General features: G+C 28.9%; 18 protein-coding genes. 6 read left to right on the top strand and 12 right to left on the bottom strand.

Features of this window, described 5'->3' with window-relative positions; translation table 11 throughout:
* Window positions 1-13 precede the first annotated feature (13 nt).
* Both ABMY20_RS01255 and ABMY20_RS01250 read left to right on the top strand, forming a co-directional pair.
* Entirely contained in the window at window positions 14-460 is a 447-nt protein-coding gene (locus tag ABMY20_RS01255) for a heavy-metal-associated domain-containing protein (protein ID WP_349264437.1), read from the top strand.
* 122 nt (window positions 461-582) lie between these two features.
* A complete protein-coding gene (locus tag ABMY20_RS01250) occupies window positions 583-1,161 on the top strand; it encodes a DUF1801 domain-containing protein (RefSeq protein ID WP_073181564.1) in 579 nt (192 codons plus the stop codon).
* Between the two features lie 73 nt (window positions 1,162-1,234).
* On the opposite strand, the gene ABMY20_RS01245 is transcribed toward ABMY20_RS01250, so the two are convergent.
* Together ABMY20_RS01245 and ABMY20_RS01240 are read right to left on the bottom strand one after the other, a co-directional pair.
* Entirely contained in the window at window positions 1,235-1,678 is a 444-nt protein-coding gene (locus ABMY20_RS01245; RefSeq protein WP_047788419.1) for a carboxymuconolactone decarboxylase family protein, read from the bottom strand.
* A gap of 383 nt (window positions 1,679-2,061) precedes the next feature.
* A complete protein-coding gene (locus ABMY20_RS01240) occupies window positions 2,062-2,256 on the bottom strand; it encodes a hypothetical protein (protein WP_349264436.1) in 195 nt (64 codons plus the stop codon).
* A gap of 216 nt (window positions 2,257-2,472) precedes the next feature.
* Between ABMY20_RS01240 and ABMY20_RS01235 the strand changes: the two genes are divergently transcribed.
* Genes ABMY20_RS01235 through ABMY20_RS01220 form a run of 4 tightly spaced genes read left to right on the top strand, consistent with a single transcriptional unit; the run spans window position 2,473 to window position 4,042 of the window.
* On the top strand, window positions 2,473-3,228 hold the full coding sequence (locus ABMY20_RS01235) for a hypothetical protein (RefSeq protein ID WP_349264435.1): 756 nt from the start codon (window positions 2,473-2,475) through the stop codon (window positions 3,226-3,228).
* Window positions 3,229-3,230: 2 nt separating this feature from the next.
* Window positions 3,231-3,653 carry a DUF5675 family protein gene (locus ABMY20_RS01230; RefSeq protein ID WP_349264434.1) on the top strand — a complete coding sequence of 141 codons (423 nt, stop codon included), beginning with the start codon at window positions 3,231-3,233 and terminating at the stop codon, window positions 3,651-3,653.
* Complete coding sequence (locus ABMY20_RS01225; RefSeq protein ID WP_349264433.1) at window positions 3,631-3,882, top strand: hypothetical protein; 252 nt, start codon at window positions 3,631-3,633, stop codon at window positions 3,880-3,882. Before ABMY20_RS01230 ends, ABMY20_RS01225 begins: the two co-directional genes overlap by 23 nt.
* The gene (locus ABMY20_RS01220; RefSeq protein ID WP_349264432.1) at window positions 3,872-4,042 is read left to right on the top strand and encodes a hypothetical protein; all 171 of its coding nucleotides are present in this window, start codon (window positions 3,872-3,874) and stop codon (window positions 4,040-4,042) included. Before ABMY20_RS01225 ends, ABMY20_RS01220 begins: the two co-directional genes overlap by 11 nt.
* 489 nt (window positions 4,043-4,531) lie before the next feature.
* Here the strand turns inward: ABMY20_RS01220 and ABMY20_RS01215 are convergent, their stop codons facing one another.
* From ABMY20_RS01215 to ABMY20_RS01170, 10 genes are all read right to left on the bottom strand, one after another.
* Window positions 4,532-7,597: a hypothetical protein gene (locus tag ABMY20_RS01215; protein ID WP_349264431.1), complete on the bottom strand. Its 3,066-nt coding sequence runs from the start codon at window positions 7,595-7,597 to the stop codon at window positions 4,532-4,534.
* On the bottom strand, window positions 7,597-9,354 hold the full coding sequence (locus tag ABMY20_RS01210) for a hypothetical protein (RefSeq protein WP_349264430.1): 1,758 nt from the start codon (window positions 9,352-9,354) through the stop codon (window positions 7,597-7,599). The genes ABMY20_RS01215 and ABMY20_RS01210 overlap by 1 nt, the downstream gene beginning before the upstream one ends.
* Before the next feature lie 74 nt (window positions 9,355-9,428).
* A complete protein-coding gene (locus ABMY20_RS01205) occupies window positions 9,429-10,385 on the bottom strand; it encodes a hypothetical protein (RefSeq protein WP_349264429.1) in 957 nt (318 codons plus the stop codon).
* Between the two features lie 11 nt (window positions 10,386-10,396).
* Window positions 10,397-13,660 (bottom strand): DNA repair protein Rad50, encoded by a 3,264-nt coding sequence (locus tag ABMY20_RS01200; protein ID WP_349264428.1) that lies wholly within the window; start codon window positions 13,658-13,660, stop codon window positions 10,397-10,399.
* Window positions 13,657-14,307, bottom strand: coding sequence for a hypothetical protein (locus tag ABMY20_RS01195; RefSeq protein ID WP_349264427.1), 651 nt, complete (start codon window positions 14,305-14,307; stop codon window positions 13,657-13,659). The genes ABMY20_RS01200 and ABMY20_RS01195 overlap by 4 nt, the downstream gene beginning before the upstream one ends.
* Window positions 14,277-15,632: a hypothetical protein gene (locus ABMY20_RS01190; RefSeq protein WP_349264426.1), complete on the bottom strand. Its 1,356-nt coding sequence runs from the start codon at window positions 15,630-15,632 to the stop codon at window positions 14,277-14,279. The genes ABMY20_RS01195 and ABMY20_RS01190 overlap by 31 nt, the downstream gene beginning before the upstream one ends.
* A gap of 171 nt (window positions 15,633-15,803) precedes the next feature.
* Window positions 15,804-16,466 carry an ATPase gene (locus ABMY20_RS01185; RefSeq protein ID WP_349264425.1) on the bottom strand — a complete coding sequence of 221 codons (663 nt, stop codon included), beginning with the start codon at window positions 16,464-16,466 and terminating at the stop codon, window positions 15,804-15,806.
* A gap of 76 nt (window positions 16,467-16,542) precedes the next feature.
* Window positions 16,543-17,079 (bottom strand): hypothetical protein, encoded by a 537-nt coding sequence (locus ABMY20_RS01180; protein WP_349264424.1) that lies wholly within the window; start codon window positions 17,077-17,079, stop codon window positions 16,543-16,545.
* A 229-nt stretch (window positions 17,080-17,308) separates the two neighbouring features.
* Complete coding sequence (locus ABMY20_RS01175) at window positions 17,309-17,587, bottom strand: helix-turn-helix domain-containing protein (RefSeq protein WP_349264423.1); 279 nt, start codon at window positions 17,585-17,587, stop codon at window positions 17,309-17,311.
* A 265-nt stretch (window positions 17,588-17,852) separates the two neighbouring features.
* The gene (locus ABMY20_RS01170) at window positions 17,853-18,698 is read right to left on the bottom strand and encodes an RteC domain-containing protein (protein ID WP_349264422.1); all 846 of its coding nucleotides are present in this window, start codon (window positions 18,696-18,698) and stop codon (window positions 17,853-17,855) included.
* Window positions 18,699-18,746: the final 48 nt, after the last annotated feature.

The following is an 18,746-nucleotide window of genomic DNA, read 5'->3' as shown; positions in this document are numbered from 1 at the left end:
ATATCAATTCAAAATGAAAAAAGTAATCTTAGGAGTAGCTATGTTGGCTACAATTGGTTTAGTAAGTTGTAAAAATGAAGCTAAAAACGAAGCCGAAACAAAAGAAGCACAAACAGAGCAAACAACAACTCAAGAAGTAGCGATGACTACTACAACTTTTGGAGTAAGAGGTAATTGTGGAATGTGTAAAAATACAATTGAAAAGGCAGTAAATGGTATTGATGGAGTAGCGTCAGCAGATTGGGATAAAGTAAGAAAACAAGTTAATGTATCGTTTGATGGTTCTAAAACAAATGTAGATGCAATTCATAATGCTATTGCAGCTTCAGGATATGATACTGATAAGGTAGCAGGAAATGAAGAAGCTTATGGAAACTTACCAGGATGTTGTCAATATGATCATGGAATGGAAATGAGCTTAAAAGGTGAAGTAAAAGCAGACGAAACGTCTAACCACTAATTGGAAAAAAGTGTAACGAAGTTTATATCGTTACACCTTTTTAAGTTATACTTAAAAAATCAATAACTTTAAGCAAAGTTTCTGTTGAAGCTGCATATTAAAAAAGAACACAAAAAGTTGTAATGGAGAAAGTAGATAAATACATAGAAAAAATAAAAAACTGGAAAGAAGAAACAAAGCTGTTACGACAAATTTGCTTGGACTGTGGTCTTGAAGAAGATTTTAAATGGATGCATCCTTGTTACACCTTTCAAGGAAAAAATATTGTATTGATTCATGGTTTTAAAGATTATTGTGCACTACTTTTTCATAAAGGCGCATTGTTAAAAGATACAAACGAGGTTTTAATTCAACAAACAGAAAATGTACAATCTGCTCGTCAAATTAGGTTTACAAAGCCAGAAGAAATAGTTGTTATAGCAAAAACGATTAAAGAATATATTTTTGAAGCGATAGCAGTTGAAAAAGCAGGTTTAAAGGTGGAAACTAAGAAAACTTCAGAATTTGAAATGGTAAGTGAGTTTAAAGAAACCCTAAAAGAAAACTCAGATTTACAAAAAGCTTTCGAAGGCTTAACACCAGGAAGACAAAGAAGTTACTTACTGTATTTTTCTAAAGCTAAACAATCAAAAACACGTTTGTCAAGAATAGAAAAGTCCATACCTAAAATGTTCCAAGGTAAAGGACATAATGAAAGGTAATAAAGCTACTCAAAAAGAATAGCTTTATTGAAAATTTAGATAAGACTTTATTTATTAATCTTATAACAAACCATTATGATGATTGATGAAACATTAGTGTAGATACTGCAATACGATTCCAAATATTAATTTCTCCTATTTGTATAATAATTTGTGCTATTTCATTATCGGTAAAGTGTTCCTTAAGTTCCTGAAAGGTGTTTTCTGATAATCCATTATTACTTACTTGTGTTATTTCATCAGTAGCAGCTAACAAGGCTTTTTCTTTTTTAGAAAATAAAGGAGATTCTTTCCAAGCGCTTAAAGCAAAAATTCTGTTTTGTTTTTCTCCATTTTTTAGAGCCTCCGAAGTATGCATTTCTATACAATAAGCACAAGAATTAATTTGAGAGCTTCTTATTTTTATAAGATTTTTAATGTCTTTTGAGAGGGATGTTGTTTCAAGATATTTAAAAATTTCTAAAATAGCTTTGTAAGAATTTGGCTCTAATTTTTGAATGTTTAGTCTTTGTTTCATGATTTTTATTTTATAAAATCAAAGGTATTATTATGACTATTGTTACAACTTAAGCTGGTTTAAGAAAGAATAATACTCTTCTATTAGAAGTAATTTAAAAAAATCAATTTGATTTTTATGTAGTATGTTTTGAGTAGGAAATATTATAAAAAATAAAACCCTGTTAGAAATCTAACAGGGTTTTTGTGACCTCGGCAGGATTCAAACCTGCTTCCTAAATCTTAGTATTATAAAGGCTTTCTGAATTTCAAAGAATTTAACTATCCGATTAACTACCTTTTTAATTGAATAGAAAAGCCGACAATTATGTCTCGTTTGTTATAGTAAAGATACGGATTTACACTCACTAAATCAATACAAAATATGGTAAATAAAATGATTGTTTAAGCAATGTATTGCTTTATTATTTCTTCTTCTATACCACTATATTCTGCAAATTCTTTGATAGTAATAAACTGATAAGATTCTTTTCCAAAGAAGTTTTTAATGTCTTGTAATAACTTACGTCCATAACGTTCACTTCGTCCAGTAATACGCTGAATATCTTTTGGGTATATGCAAGCTCTTTTTCGGTTCATAATACTTTATGTATGCTTAAACTATACTTAAAATAAAAAGCATCTTTATCTATGGTGATGATGCGTTGTTAAAATGTTGACAACACGATAGTGTTATCAATATTTTAATGACATTTTGGGTTGTATCGGAATAGAAAACAGAAAACGGAACGTCATTTTTTATTCTGTACCATAAAGTTACGTGATTTGATAATATTAATCAAAAAATGAATAATTATGGCAAGACAAACAGGTATTATTAAACTAAAAGGAACTATTGGAGATATTTCCTTTTATAAAAGTTCTGACGGACACTTAGCAAGAGCTAAAGGAGGTGTTGATGCAAATCGTATTGCAAATGATCCAGCGTTTCAGAGAACGCGTGAAAATGGTTCTGAATTTGGAAGAGCTGGTAAAGGTGGAAAGCTATTGAGAAATGCTATTCGTATTTTATTGCAAAATGCAAAAGACAAACGTGTAACAAGTAGATTAACCAAAGATTTAGTAGCAGTTGTAAAAGCTGATACTACTAATGAGCGTGGTTTACGAACTATTCAAGATGGGGATTTAAGCTTGTTAGAAAGCTTTGAGTTTAATTTGAATGGTAAGTTAGCTACTACGTTGTTTGCTGCATATACGAATGCTTTTGACCGTGTTTCTGGTGATGCTACATTAAACTTAGCTGCATTTTCTCCAACGGTAAGAATTGCTGCTCCAGCTGGAACTACACATTTTCAAATTGTGATGGGAGCTGCAGAATTAGATTTTGCAAGTGAATCTTCTTCTTTCCAAAATGATGAGACTGCTATTTTACCATTAACCTCAGCAGATACTGCACCGATTGCTTTAACAGCTTCGTTGTCTGCAAACTCTACTTTACCAGTTGTACAAGTGGTGGGTGTTAAGTTTTATCAAGAGGTAAACGGACAAATGTATGACCTTAAGAACGGTTCTTACAATGCTTTAGCGGTTGCTATTGTAGATACTCCGTAATTATGGAATTGACCTTACATAGAGCCTATTTTAAAGAGGGTACAAATGGTACTCTCTTTAGCTCTGGTAAGTATTTATGCCAAACCATTGAATTGCCCTGGAGAAACAACCAAAGAAATATTTCTTGTATTTCTGAAGGAAGGTATGAAATACAACCACGTTTTTCAAGGAAGTTTAAACATCATTTAATTCTTAAGAATGTAGCAGATAGAAGCTTTATTTTGATACATCCTGCAAATGATGCACAACGAGATTTAGAAGGTTGTATAGCTCCTGTAACGTATTTGACTGGTATTGGTAAGGGATTGCATTCTAGAGATGCAATGCAAAAATTATTGTCTTTGGTATATCAAGCTAAAGACCGAAAAGAATCTATTTATATAACCATTAAATCTGTGAATTATGAATTTAGTAGAACGTTATAAAAAACCTACACCGAAGTTTTTCAAATTATTACGCAATATTGGAATTGCATTAGCTACTGCAGGTGGTGCCATTATAGCTGCTCCTGTAACAATGCCAGCAATTGTAGTTACTGTTGCTACCTATATGACTGTTGCGGGAACTGTCGCTACAGCTGTAAGTCAAGCAGTTGTTAAAGATGTTGACAAACCTAAAAAAGAAGCACCAAAAGATGCTGTTAATGGACCATAACACAAAGTCTGGAATAGTTGGAGGTACATTATTATCCACATTTTTAAATGTGAGTTGGGATGATATTCTGTTTACTATTGTAATGGCTTCAATTGGTGCAGTAGTTAGTTTTATTGTGTCTTTACTTCTTCGGTGGATAGTGAAACAATTAAAACCTTAATTTTTTCAAAAGAGAAACGAAAAACTATAAAAAAGGAAAGACAAAGCAGGTTTATCAAACACGATAGTGTTTACCTTGGCTTTGTTTTTCCTTTTTTCTTTTTAAAATAACTAGAGTTTTATTCCGGGGCAGAGTGTCGTAAGTGGAAGTGATTTTTGAAAGTAAGCAAGGAAAAGATAAATAAAGAGCGTTGTGTGCAACGTTCTTTTTTTATGCGCGGTGTTGAGGTTTGTGATTGTAATGAGGAACGAATGAAATGAACATACCGCAGGCATATTGAAATACTTTTAAAAATTGCTGGAACTTACACCGCTAAAAGGGTGGTGGGGAAAAAGAGGAAAAGGTTGAGAGTTCTACACTTTCTTTTTAGTTCTGAATTGTGCGTGGATAAAGCGGCTATTTTACATAATGGAGTTATGGCTACCTGGAACTTGTGGAAGAGTACCATAACTACCCATTATGTAACTTAGCTTTGGGTGAAATTTTATACTAATTTTCACTTCGTGAGAGCTCAAATTTCTTAAAATCAGTATTTAAAAAAGAGAATTTTTTCTCAAAAAGCTTCGCTATTTTATTACTTGCAGTAGCGAATATTACTTGTCTTGATTCATTGATTACTATACTTCTTAAATAATCTAAAAACGAAAGAATGTTTAGATCATCAGTATATGTTACTGGGTCATCAAAAATTATCAAGTTTGGTCCTTTAGAAAGTTTCTTATTTAATGCCAGGAAAATTGAAAGAGCTAAGGCACTTCTCTGACCAGTACTAATCTGAGATATAGGCACTATAGCATTAGTATTTTTTTTGTGTAAAACTATATTACCTGAGTTAATTGATAGTTTAGAAAATTCTTTTGGTGAGTGGATGCTTGTAAAAATTTCACTTATTTCATTTTCGTTTTTTTTAAAAAAACTATCTAAAACCTTTTCCTCACTATCTTCAACAATAATCTTATTGAGAACCTTTAAAGCTGATTTTGCTCTTTCGATTTTTGGTAATATTTTTTCAATTTTACTTTCTGCGGATTTAATTAATTTATTAGCTAAAGTAAGTTCTTCAAATTTAATTTTTTGTTCTTTAAATATTGAAAATGTTTTATTCAATCGCTCTAGACTATGTCTCATTTCAATAATAAAATCATCTTCTTTAAAATTGATGTAATTTTTTAATTTTTTAAAATATTCCAAATAGGATTGATATTCCTTTGTTTGAAATTCAATTTCTTCATTATACCTATCTCTACTAAAATTATCACCTAATAGTTCATTAACTTTTAGATCTAATTTAGATATTTCTTCTTTTATTACTTTAATTTCTTCTTTATCACTATCGATTATTCTTTGAGTGTCACTCTTCTGGGTTTCAAAAGCAATTTTATTTGTTGCTTTAAATTCTAAAATTGGATATTTGGATGATATTTCTGTTTTAAGTTTAAGGAAATTCTCTAAATCGAATCCTTCTAACTTCAATTCTAAAATCAAGGTTGTTAATTTATTTAATTCTTTTTTCAAAGAATTAAATTGGGATTTTTCTATATCTATTAAGGGTTGTAATTCTGATATTTTAACTTTCAACTGATCCTCAGTATAATAACTGTTGAGTAATTCCTCATATTTTTTTGATTGATTTAATTCAAGTTGAATTTTTGATATTTCATCTTCAAGTTCTCTTATATTTTTATTAAATGTTTCAATGTTTTTTACACCTTCTTTATCTTCATATTCAGTTTGTACTTTGGCTATTAACTCTGACTTAGTGTGAGGTGTTTCACACAATGGACAAGCATCTAAATGTTCTTTTGCTTCAATGTACTCTTTTCCGTAATATTTTATATCTACTATCAAAGCGTTGATTTTGTCTAAGGTGCTTTTTAAGATTTTAAGCTGCTCTTTACTTCGTTTTAACTCTGAAGTTTTTATAGCTAAAATATTTTTTTTACTTTCACTAAATTCTTGAAGTGTTAAGTCGCTAGTAATAATTCTACTAATATCTAGATCTTCAATTTCTTTTAAAAACATTTCTATTTTGCTAATTTTCTTCTCAAGTAATTTAAAATCTTCATCAACAGTTTCAATTCTAAAAGATTTAGGGTTCATTAAATAAACAAGAGCATTGTCAATTAGCTTAACATTTGCCTCATTATTTTCTATATTTTTGTGATATCCACTAATGCTCTTAGTTAACTCTTTTTTCTTAAACGTTAGGCTTTGTAAATCAAGTTTTAAAGTTTCTAGCCTACCTATTTTCTTTGAAACATCAGACTCTTTAGCAACACTTGAGTGTACTATTGAGTTAAGTAATGAAAATGCATTTCTGTAATCTTGTTCAAACTTCTCAGGTTTATCATTTATAGTTTTGGGAATAAAACCAATCCATTTCAGTTGTTTAGCTTCAGCTAAATATTCCTGAAATACTTTATCTGGGTTAGAAATCTGTTTTAGCTTTTCCTTTTGAGTAAGTGCATTTTTCTTTATTTCTATCTCACGATTACAATCATCATTAAAATTATTCAATTGTTTAGAAAACCTGTCTTTAAATTTTATTATTCGCTCTCTAATTGCACCAAATTCAGTCCCTAAGGCTATGGCAGAAAGGTATGCAATCAAATCACTACCGTTCGTATTGTTAGACAAATGATAAGCACTATCACTATTATAAAAATTATAGCGGTTAAAACTATGGTGAAGTGTATTTGACCCACGTTGATTGTAACGTGTATTATACCAATAATAGTTTCTAGCTTTAAATTTTGGAATAGAATTATTATAAGAATCTTCTAACTCATCTAGATTAACTTCATACTTTGCTTTTATCGCACCAGATTCAGGAAAATTGTTTTCATTTCTAACATTATTTCCTGTAATTAGTAACTCAATAGCTTCCATGAGTGATGTTTTTCCAACACCATTAGGACCAGTTATTAAATTAACTTTTCCAAATCTAAAATTTCGTTTTACAGGAAAATCACGATAATCGTTATTTAAACTTAAAGATGAAACTTCATCTAAAATAAAATCTTGTGTCTCATCTGGTCTAGAATCTATTGGTTGAAGCTGTTTTAATTCTTTAGTATTATCATTAAGATAACGAGGAATAGCATCAACATAATTTTCATTACTGAATACTTCTTGTAAGTCTGCCTCAGTTAATTGCGCTTTCCACTTTTCAACTATATTTTCTTCTGCTGCTGAAATTGCCTTCTCATAACTTAAATAACGTTGTAGTTCATCTAAGGTAAAAACAAATTTTCTAGCATAAGTTTCGTCTTTTTCTATCTCTTTTTTAATCTTGACTGAAATAGAGTCTCTTAGAAATATTAGATAATAATTCCATTGAAGGTTTCCTTCTGAGTTGAAATAATCTTTTGCTAAATATTTCTCTTGAAACTCATTGAGATTAATATCTTGGTTCTCGTAATCAATATCAAAGATATATTTAGCAACTATATTCTCTCTAAATTTTTGATTAACATATAATTGTTTTCTACTCTCACTATAATTTGTAATGGTGAAATTTGAAGGAAGTATTTTATTAATATTTTCTATTTTCATTATTTAGTTATTGAGGTAAGTTTAGACTGATCTACTTTAGTATAGTTTGGTACATCAGTAGCTTCATTATCATAATTATTCGCAATCATATTGGGTTTATACCACACTACAATTCTCTTATTGCCCAAATCTTCAACAGGAAACAATTTAGTTAGTTTATGCAACATTTGTTGTGCTTCAGCTTTTGTGGAAAGACCAATAAATGCAACAGTAGCAATTTGATTGTCGTTACTAACTAAATTATAGTTATAATTAATTGTACCTCTATTTAAGAACATAACCTCTTTACAGTTATTCTTAAACGAAGCGATTATATCGGGAAAAAGATTAGGGTTTTTCAATACATTAAGGTTAAGGTCTTCCACTTTTCCAATTTGGGAAGTACGGTAATCTTTTCCTTCTGAATCAAATGTTACCATAAATCTTCTAATAGCTTCTGTATCGTCAAGCAAAAAGCTTTTAAGCTTATTAACTGTATGCCAATTTGAACCAGTTTGAACTTTTGATAGTTCTCCAGAGGTTATTGTTATCAAACGTTCTTTATATAACATACTTAAATCAGGATCATTTAGATTCTGACTCTGAATTTGAATTCCGTTAATGAATTTCTGAAAACCATCGCTAGTATTTGGGACTGGTAAAAAAGTTTCTAATTGTTTATCATAACTAAAAATTTCTTCTAATTCAGGTCCTCTTCGTCTGTTTGCTGGTACTGGCGCTAAGCCTACTGCTGGTTTACGGATTCTTAAATAGAAAAATTCAATCTCTGGGGTAAAATAAAAATTATGCCTATTTGGTTTCATATAAACATAATAGAGCCCTTTTTTGTGGTTGTCATCAATTCGCTTTTCCTCTAGAAAACTATTATTAACAATATGCTCAGTTGTAATTGAAATATTAGATTTACAATATTGACTAAAAAAATTAGGTATACCGGTTGCACTACCTTCAGAACTCCAATTTAAAGATATAACATCCTTATTAGACCTCTCTAAAATATTACGTCTGAAAGTTCGAAAAACTCTGTGACTAGGTTGTGGATTCATTTGAATACTAAGAATTATAAATGGCCTTGTATCCCAAAAACCAGGTGAATTAGGGAAAATATTCGTTCCATCAAAAACCATTGCATCAGAACAAATTACTGTCGCTAGATTAATTGAATCTTCTGAATTACGAAGAATGTATAAATGTTCTCCTGGAATAATTTTTTGCTGTTCTAAATTATTGTTCCAAACACCCATATGCTGTGTTTTAAACTGAATAAGAACTATCAATTTTTCTTGCTCTTCTGGATTATTAGCCTTAAAAATATATAAGCATGGGTCTAATAACACTCCGCCTGGGGCATTGTCAATATGATCATTGAATATTACTTCTATATTATTTTTACCATTATAATTTTCTTGAAACTCTGTAACTTCAGAAGGTGTTATAGATTCACATCCTAGTACCCATAATTTATTGTTGTTAGGCGCTCTATTGTAATCATCTAAAACATGTGTTATGCTAGTCCAAGGACAAGAATACTCTGGTGTAATAACCAAAGAAGAATTATTTGCTTTTGCTTGGGATAAAAAATCATTGAACTTGACACTTTCGGCTTGACTATTTTGATTGCCAAAAAAAGTTTCATCAAAGTGAAATACACCTTTATGTTGCAGTAATGAAATACTATTAAGATTAGTGTCTCTTCTTAAGATTTCTAAATCAATAGTGTAATTATTAAGTATTTGGTCTATAAAAGTAAAAGTCATTAATGTAAAATTATTTTGTTCTTATTCACAGTATTTTTAAAATAAAAATTAGCGGATTAACGCTCTAATTTCAACTAGGAAATTCCTTTGTTTTTTAATAAAGCTATCAAATCCATTGATTCTTCTTCAACCCATTCATTGTTATCTATTAAGTTATTTATTATTTCTATTTGAGTATCTGTAAAATCTTCTTCATTTAAACTAGATAACTTCTCCCTTTTCCATTTACTATTATGATGAGGTGAATTTACAGGTAATGTATCGTTTAAATCTTTTGGTTCTAATAAACCTATTTCTGCTTTTTTAGATTTAAATATATTTTTTATTCTTGAAAATATTTTTAATCCGTGGTAATCCCAATCACAAAAATAAAATACAGGGTGAGTTAATTTCTCTAGAGGTAAATCTAATAATGGTTTCGTATTATTGCCACCTACATACCATAATTCAATTCCTCTTTTTTTATACTCAATAGGTACTTTCAAGCAAGCAATATTTTCACAAATAACTATGACTTTAGGATTTGTACAATCTACTACTATTCGCCATAAATTATTCCTTGGGTCTTTTTCTGGAAATTCATCAATCTCCAAAAGTTTTAAAACATCTTTCTTTAAGCCTGGTTTATTTGATAAATATTTAGCACCTTTTCTTTTGAAAACTCTATTCGAAAAAGTATATTCTGTAGTTAGGTTTTTGCTTAACTTCTCTTTATTATTGAATATAAAAATTAATGATTCCAAATCTGATTTATCATATCTTTTATGAGCATTATTATCTATTCCTGATAGATCAAAAAAAATATTATAGTATTCAAAAACCTCTTTAAAATGTTGCTCATAAAAAGTATTATATCTTAACGTTGGAACAAGAATGTCATGATTCCCAACTTGATATTTCATCAACTTTTTTTGTCTATATAAAACTTGATATATAAAATCATCATTCAATATTTTTAAACGAGTTTTCTTCTTTTCGTATAATTGATTTAATCCTTTAAGGTATCTCCATTCTATGTCTCTCAAAATCACAAATGTTATATTTAATTAGAATCTATAAATACAGGAATAGGTGGGTAATTTACTTTTCTATCTTCTTCCAAATTATTTTGAAGTAAGTATATGTTTTGATTGGTTGTACTCACTTTATTTGGCGATATAGAGAGTGATAATAACTGATAGTCATTACTTTTTGCTATTTCATATAGCATATCGAAATTACTTCCTAAACCTTCTGCTTCATCTATAGGCATAAAACGAACACCTGGTCTAATTTTTTTAGAACTTGATTTTTCGTTTTCAATCAATGATAATCTTGCAATACAAAGCAATGCTATAGCAGAGTAAGTTTGACTTGTACTTCCGGCATTTTTACCTTTATTAGACTCAATAGTAAAGCTTAAGTCATAATATGATTTAGGGTTTAATAATTGCTTATATGATGGTTTTATATTTTTTGGACCTCCACATCTATGAAATGCTTCAATCATTTTCTCTTCTAATGAAACAAAGCTTTCTAATCCTTTACTGAATTCTTTTAGGTCGTCTAAAAGATTATTTCCAATACCTAAAGCTGATTCCTCATTAATTTTATCAATAAAATCCTGCATCCATTCTCTTGGATAAGATTTATTTATTTCATCTCTTAAATGAGCTTTATGATTACCTGTAATAACTTTATCATCATCACGTAAGAACTGCCTAACTCTTCTAATATAATCTAATTGATTACTTACCTCTGCATTTACCTCATCTATTATAGTATTTAATCTTTGAAGTTTTCTTCCATTTAGCTCTTGATTTTTAATATTAATGTCCTTTAATCGTTTATTGATTTTTTCAATAATATCTTTATCTAAAGTTTCACCATCATTAAATATCTCTGAAGATAAAATTTCTTCGCATAATCCAATAAAGTCACCTGTATTTTCATATCGAGAATAATTATTTTCCATATATCTTCCTGCGACTGTATTGTAAAAACCTAAAAAGGAATTCTTCTTATTATCAAATTCGTCTTGTAATTCTTTAATTATGGATTCATTTAACTCTTCTTTAGAGTATTCAACTTCATTAATATCTTTTTCAAAGATTGTAAAATATTTGTTTGAAAGTTCCTTTGCCTTTCCTTCAAAGTGAGATATTCTCTCATCTAATTCTTTTAGTAATTCTGTTGGATTAATATGTTTTCTTTGCTCTTGTAAAAAGGCTTGAAATGTTTTGTAATAATTACCTTTAGAATTAGATAAAGTGTCTAATATTTGTTTACTATTATTAATAACCTCTTTTTTGTATTTGTACTTTTTTTCTAATTCATTTAGATTTTCAGGATGTATAACTTTAGGTAAGTCTTCTAGTTGTGTTTCAAGATTATTTTTTAAGGTATTTAATTTGGTTCTTCTAGTATCTATTTCACTATATTTTTTCTTCGCATCTATAAAATCATCTGACATCTTTGTTGATTTTTCAAATAGTGAAGCATACTCATCAAGTTCTTTTAGTTCAAGACTATAAAAATCATAATTATCTAAATCATCATAATCATTTTTAGAGTTCCAAGCTTCAACATATTCCTTTGGATTATCTAGGTTTTCAAAGACTCCTTGAAGTTCAATTAATTTTACCTTTTTAGATTTTAATTTTTCAATATCAGCATTCAGACTTATACTTTCATTCTTAAAAAACTCTATAATCTCTTCTTTTTCCAAAGTATTAAAAACTCTATCTCGCTTTTGAATTAATGGAACAAACTCTTTTATTCCGTTTAGGTTTAACCAAAACCCATTTTCAGTTTTTTTATAAACACTAAAGTTCTCTATTAATTCTTTAGGTGTAGGGATATATCTGTGGTTAATATTGCTTGGTTCTTCTACTATAAGATTTTCATTTTGATATTTATGAAGAATACTTTCTTCTTCAATAGATAATTCTCTATCTAAATTTAAAGCCCAATATGCTAAAGACTTTTTATTCTCGATATCATTGATTCTATTCAATTTTTCTTTGCTAGATATCTCTTCGCTTATTTCTTCCTTTTCTTTTTGCAGTTTAAGTATAATGCCTTTATCCCAAGTTTTACTACTAAAAAAAGGAAATAATTCTCTTGTCTTTAACTCTTGTTTTAAGACATTAATCTTATCAATTTTATCTTTTGATTTATGGTAAGATATGTACTTATTTAAGATATCATCTTTACTACAATTTAATTGTTTCATCCAGCTATGGAATTTAACAATTACTCCATTTTTTATTTTTAAATCTTCTTGAAGTTTAAAGGCTGTTTTAAATTCCGTTTCTATCCCTTCAATACTTTTATTGAGTTCATCAATTTTTGCTTTGGCTAACGTCGCCAAAAATGAAAGATTAGATTCACTTCTATAAAAACTACTGATAGCATTGGTAATCTCTTTTTTTCCAGAAATTAATTCCCTCTTTAGATAAGTATATTCAGCTAATAAGAACTCTTTTTCAAAACTCTCCTTTTCATCTTTTTTAGCTAATAATTCAACTAAATCATTGTGCTTGTTGTTGAGCATTTCAATTTCGTTGGAATTGTCTTTGAACTTCTCAACATCTGAACTTAAATCTTTAACAGCTTCTTTAAACAACCTTTCAAATCTGTTTTCTGCCTCATCACCAAATAAGAAATTTTTTAATTTATCACTTTTAGAAATATCTAATGATTCTCTTGAAAAGGCTTGAATTATTTTAGAATAATTTTTTAGTACTTTTTCGTTTTTTGAAACATCTACTGGAATAATATTATTCTCGTTGTTGCAAAGTATTTTGTGATACATCTTTGTGGTTGCCCAAGAAGTACATGTGTAGCCTAAAGTGTTAAAAATATGCTCTTTTAATTGTTCAATGGGTAATGTATTATCATTATCAATAAAATCATTAACACTTACTAACTTGCTAAAAGGAATTAATTTAGTTTGTTCAGAAAAATCATTCGCATTTTGAATTATAAACATTTGATATGCACCTGTGCTTTCTAAATATATTCCTATAACTACATATTGATTTTTTTCTATTTCAATATTTAAAAAAGCATAACCAAAATCTGTTCCTCTGCCATCAGTTTTTAACACCATTGTTTTTGGTAACCTATCATCCGCACTTTGTGTAGGTGAATGAAAAGAACTTGTTCCAACAAAGATTAATTGTAGTAAATCTGAAACTAAACTTTTCCCAGAACCTCCTTCGCCAACAAAATCTGTTCTAAAAGAATTAAACTCATAATCAAACCTTTGATGATGAATAATATTTAGAGTAGACAACCTTTTTATTTTTGGGTACTTTTTCATTTTAATTCCTTAAGTATTTCATCTATAGATAGAATTTCTTTTTCATAAAATGTTACCAACCTATCAAAAGCAGGTAAAAGTTCAAATTCATCATCGTTTAATTTTATCCAACCAATTTTATTAAATTCATTTAAAGCTGACTTAACTGTACTATCAATAGCATTATCATTTAATTTCCCAGGGTTAATATTTTTTGATTTACCTATCAATCGATATAAGCCTGGTTTAATATCATCATAGTCAATACGTATTTTTTTCTTCAATTCAGAAACCGAATTTAAATCAACTTCTCTATGGATATTTATTATCTCATTAACGATGAAACCTATTATAATATGTTCGTTCTTTAGATAATGCCTATGGTTTTTACTAATGTTGCCTCTACTATTTGGGTCATCAAAATCGAGATAATAATATTTATCTGGATATTCACCACCAGAAGACAAACTAACATCAAATAGTTCTTTATAATAAAGTTTCAAGCTTTCTTCATTTTCAACAATATAATTGTACAACTCTAGTTGCCTACCGTATTGTTGAATATGAACTCCATCTTTTAGCTTATAGTCAATTTTAGCAAAGAGTTGTTTTGTTTCTTTATTGTATAGAAAGCTATCTATTGTCTCTTTTGTACTTCCATCTTCCATAATGTAATGTCTTTAAATTTGCTGTTTTTTTCTAATTCATTATTCATCAATACAGATATTTTGTTATTGTTCCGCACAGTTCTAATAACATTATACAAAGCAGAAATAGCCACTTGCACATCATCTTCAGTATTTAATATTTTGAAAAACATTTGACTTAAGTTTACTTTTTGTCCTAGCTCAATTTCTGATAGAATAAATGTTTCCCAATCCATTACTTTTTTCTGTTGAGATATTTTGCTTTCTACTTTTTCTTGGTTCTTTTTCATCAAGCTATTGTTTTGCTTGTATATCTGAACCTTACGAGGTTTAGAAGGAAAAAGCTCAATATCTTTTTTTAGGATTGTAAAGCTTGGTACATCCAAATGAATTTTGGGGGCTTGAAGCTGATTTGGGAAAATAATTTCTTTTCTACCTTCTATATATTCGATGGTACTATTATCTAGAACATATCTCGTAAATTTTTGAACTTTTGAATTAAACCTTGGTCTATTTAAAGCAGTAAATAATTGCCTAATCCTTGGTTGTATTCTCTCTAATTTTTTATCAATAGTATTAAGACGAATATTTGTGTAACTGATAAAGGAATTTACATCTGATATTAAATCATTGATATATGGATTATCAATTCTTCTTTTTTCTAAAAGTGTTCTGATAACCTTTGTTTGTTCATAAGCAGACCTCAACTCTTTGTTTTGTTCTTTAGCATTATCTAAACTATTCTCAACACCTCTTAGTACATCTATAAACTTTAGTTCGGAAAAATCAGAGTCTTTTTTTAATTGTTCAACCGAATTCGCAATTTGTTTTTCAAGAAAATCTATTTGCTCCCTTAATTTAGGCTCAAAGTTTTTATAATGAATTTCTAACCAATTTTGTAAACTTTCAATATCATCATCTTTAACCATTTTTAATAAAGAAATAATATCGTTACAGAGTACTTTTATTTTAGTAGGACTGAAAGCTCCTTCAAGAGTGGTTTTTGCATGTTCACAAAATTTATATGCATAATCTTTAAACACATATTTCTGTGTTTCTTGGTCATAATCTAAAAAGTATTCTTGTAGCTCATAAATATAGCCACTGTAATCTTCAGTTTGATGCCTAATTTGTGGTTTAAAAATTTTAACGAAAGCATTATGAATATCTTTTTCAGTAAACTGCTTATCTATGAAGTTGTCTTCTGTAATTTGCTCATATAAATAAATGATAGCTAATCCTATTTCACGATTAGGAAACAATTGAGCATAAGTTTTACTTTCTTTAATTTCATTAAAGAAGTTGAACTCTATTTTTTTGTTAGCATTATTTTCTATTATGCTCATAAATGACTATATATAATATAGTGAGGGATCATTTACATAAAGGAAGAATTTATAGATGAATAGGGGACTTTCATTAATTCTTTTTCTCTCACACTTTTTCAATGACATAAATGTAAGAAAATTTAATCTTTTTTAATACGGATTACCGTATTTTGAATTTTAATATTAGAGTTATAATCTTTTGTCTTTACTTTCTTTATCAAAAGCTATCAAATTGAAGAGCTGACGCATACGTGAACGAACTCGATTACCATACCGTTCTTCTAATTCTTTTGCGTTGAGGTTGGTTGTGCAATGTGTTTTGATTTTATATTTTAAAAATAAATCGTAACGAGATAAAAGCACTTCTCCCATGACATTACAATCTTTCCCATAATGACGACCAGAAGGTTCTACACCTAAATCATCAAAACAATAGAATTTATCATTACCATAATCTTCAATAGTCTTGTAGCCTAAATGATTAAAACTAAATACTGTATTACGACAAGGAATAATTTTATAACTCTTTTTATGTGGTACAATATGTCTTAGTAATTTCATCAATGATGTTTTTCCACAACCTACTGGACCCGTTAAGAGAATCCCTTTTTGTAAATCGATATTTAACTTTTTAGCATAGTCTTTATCTTCGATAAAATAAATACAAAGTGTAAAGAGTATTACCTCATCTTCTGAATAGAGTTTGAACTTATCACCAAATAATAACTTTCCTTTTACCTCTAGGTATTCTAATATCTTTTTGAAATCATAATGAATGTGATCTTGTTTTAGTTCTCCTAATTGGTATTCGATACCTCCTTCTATTATGATATGTGGTGTTCTAATATTCATTTTTATTTATTATTCGACCTTGGAGTTATGAATCCTGCGCTCCAATTTATAGACCTCCGGATTATGGTTCCGGATATCATAGTGGTTCGTTATAATTTTTATCGTTACTTACCTTGAGGTTGTCCATATTTGGGACAGTTGTTTTTTGTTTGTATTGGTTTTCAAAATCTTTTTTATCTGAATTTTTAAAATTCTTGTTTTGACTGTTTATATTGTTTAATACTGTTTTATTATGTTTATATTTAGGTACCAATGCTTGTCCACTGCTTGTCCCGATTTTGGGACTGTGTTGGTACAGTACTTGTCCAGAGCTTGTCCAATTTTTGGTTAACTTGATTTTACTACCTCGATATGGATTGTGTGATGGTTGATATTCTATATATCCATATTTATCTAAATCTTTTAAGCATCTATGATAGGTTGATTTTGAACCAATTTTAGATTGTTGCATTACCTCATCACGAATAACAAAAAACTCTTCAGGAAACCGAGTGCTATTCCACACTTGGAATAAGGCCATATATAAACTTATGTGTGTTGGGTTTAATCGATTGTCTTTTAAGAACTCTTCGAATACTGTGTTGAGGTGAGTTATGTAGTTTACTTCAGGCATTTATTATTGAATAACTTTTTTTGTGTTAATACTTTTTCTTGATAAAAAGTATTCAAAAATCAAGACTAACTTTTCCTTTTAATTGAATTCTACGTTTTATTCCGTATTCGAATCCAGACGGCAAGCTCTTTGGATTCTCCTGTACTCCATAACCTTGAATTCTACTAAAAGCAAAATAGGTCGACTTTAAAGGTCTATACTCAAATGCGAATCTGATGTCGTTTAAAAACTAGAATTTGTTATGGATTTTGTTTTCTTCTATAACTTTTAGGATCTCCTCATAATCGTAATAAATAACTCCACCGACTTTTGAGTAGGGAAGTGTACCGTTAATTCTTAGGTTTTGTAATGTTCCTGGAGAAATACTTAATAGTTCTCTAACTTCTGTAGATTTTAACCATTTTTTTGGTTTAAGTGTAGTTTTTGAATTGATTAGTTCTTTAATTTCTCCTAATAATTCTTGTTTGAATTCTCTTAAATCGTCTGTTGTAATAATTGATGTTGGCATTTGTAAAACTGTTTTTAATAAAGAAGCTGTAGAACCTAATTAAGTTCAAAGCAGCTTCTTTGAGTTGATTTGACTTTCGTTTTACAAATCTGAGTTAAATTGTAGTAATTTATTCACAAGTCATACCCAAGGTGGGTGATTTTATGCGTTCATTTTTAACAGGTTACAATGTTTTGGTTTGTTGTTGTATTATAATGTGTTAATTGTTAAAAGCTATTAAATTTTATGAATATTTCTATTGACTTCAAAAGACCCAAGTTGGGTATTATTCATCTGCGTTTCGCATCCTTTCTGTTAATGATTCCTTGAGTTTATCTATAAATTTTGTTTGGTTGATTTTTCTTGAGCGAATTTCTAAATAGGTTCTATAATAATCCCCTAATTCGATATTAAAAATTTGTTCGCAAGCGGTAGCCATTCTTTTTATATCAGCAGCACCACTATTAATGGCACCAATACTGTCTAGAGCATAAATGAGCTCAATTAAATCTGTTTTGTTTGCTGTCCAAAATAGTTTTGAGTTTTTACAATTCATTGGATCATTGATTTCTGAAAGATTACTGTTTTCTAACTTGTCAGTTTGTTTTTTTAGATAGACAATTAACATATCGTATGCTAAAATGGTAGCTACAGTACTATCGTGACTTGTAGAAAATTGCTCGTCTGTAAAAAAGTGAAAAGTATCTGGATGCAATCTTATATTTTCTTTACCTCTTAAGAAGTATTGTTCATCGAAAGTAGTAGCGTTTCTCCGATAATATCTGTAAAATTCTAAATGATCATTAAAATAGTTTTGTAGTCTATCTATTTGATTGTTAAAATATTTTATTTGTGATTTATTACTAGAACGTGGTCGTTTATTCTCAATGTTAAAGAGTTTTACATAGTAAATTAATTTGCTATAAATTTGGGGTTTGATATTCTTAAAGAAGTAGATTTCGTCTTCTTGTGTTTTAAAAGAACGTTTAATAACATCTTTACGAACGTGCATTAAAGCTCTTTTGGTTATTTTGATTCCTTCTTCAGCTTTTATTAAAATATCTTCTGTTTCTGCTTCTAAAAAGTCTAATGCAGAATTGAGGTTGTTTACAATGTTATTGTATTTTTTCAATTTTAGTAGCTTCTTTTTTGAGGGTATGAGGCTAATGAATATTTACAA

It is taken from the genome of Tenacibaculum sp. SSH1-16, assembly GCF_040104435.1.
In the GTDB taxonomy this organism is placed as follows: Bacteria; Bacteroidota; Bacteroidia; order Flavobacteriales; family Flavobacteriaceae; genus Polaribacter; species Polaribacter mesophilus.
Note: the sequence above shows the minus strand (reverse complement) of the source record. Positions and strands in the feature narration are given on the sequence as shown.

Bases quoted from the DNA above. Each gene is read 5' to 3' on its own strand.
- ABMY20_RS01255 (WP_349264437.1), top strand. From the start codon at position 14: ATGAAAAAAGTAATCTTAGGAGTAGCTATGTTGGCTACAATTGGTTTA.
- ABMY20_RS01250 (WP_073181564.1), top strand. From the start codon at position 583: ATGGAGAAAGTAGATAAATACATAGAAAAAATAAAAAACTGGAAAGAA.
- ABMY20_RS01245 (WP_047788419.1), bottom strand. From the start codon at position 1,678: ATGAAACAAAGACTAAACATTCAAAAATTAGAGCCAAATTCTTACAAA.
- ABMY20_RS01240 (WP_349264436.1), bottom strand. From the start codon at position 2,256: ATGAACCGAAAAAGAGCTTGCATATACCCAAAAGATATTCAGCGTATT.
- ABMY20_RS01235 (WP_349264435.1), top strand. From the start codon at position 2,473: ATGGCAAGACAAACAGGTATTATTAAACTAAAAGGAACTATTGGAGAT.
- ABMY20_RS01230 (WP_349264434.1), top strand. From the start codon at position 3,231: ATGGAATTGACCTTACATAGAGCCTATTTTAAAGAGGGTACAAATGGT.
- ABMY20_RS01225 (WP_349264433.1), top strand. From the start codon at position 3,631: ATGAATTTAGTAGAACGTTATAAAAAACCTACACCGAAGTTTTTCAAA.
- ABMY20_RS01220 (WP_349264432.1), top strand. From the start codon at position 3,872: ATGGACCATAACACAAAGTCTGGAATAGTTGGAGGTACATTATTATCC.
- ABMY20_RS01215 (WP_349264431.1), bottom strand. From the start codon at position 7,597: ATGAAAATAGAAAATATTAATAAAATACTTCCTTCAAATTTCACCATT.
- ABMY20_RS01210 (WP_349264430.1), bottom strand. From the start codon at position 9,354: ATGACTTTTACTTTTATAGACCAAATACTTAATAATTACACTATTGAT.
- ABMY20_RS01200 (WP_349264428.1), bottom strand. From the start codon at position 13,660: ATGAAAAAGTACCCAAAAATAAAAAGGTTGTCTACTCTAAATATTATT.
- ABMY20_RS01195 (WP_349264427.1), bottom strand. From the start codon at position 14,307: ATGGAAGATGGAAGTACAAAAGAGACAATAGATAGCTTTCTATACAAT.
- ABMY20_RS01190 (WP_349264426.1), bottom strand. From the start codon at position 15,632: ATGAGCATAATAGAAAATAATGCTAACAAAAAAATAGAGTTCAACTTC.
- ABMY20_RS01185 (WP_349264425.1), bottom strand. From the start codon at position 16,466: ATGAATATTAGAACACCACATATCATAATAGAAGGAGGTATCGAATAC.
- ABMY20_RS01180 (WP_349264424.1), bottom strand. From the start codon at position 17,079: ATGCCTGAAGTAAACTACATAACTCACCTCAACACAGTATTCGAAGAG.
- ABMY20_RS01175 (WP_349264423.1), bottom strand. From the start codon at position 17,587: ATGCCAACATCAATTATTACAACAGACGATTTAAGAGAATTCAAACAA.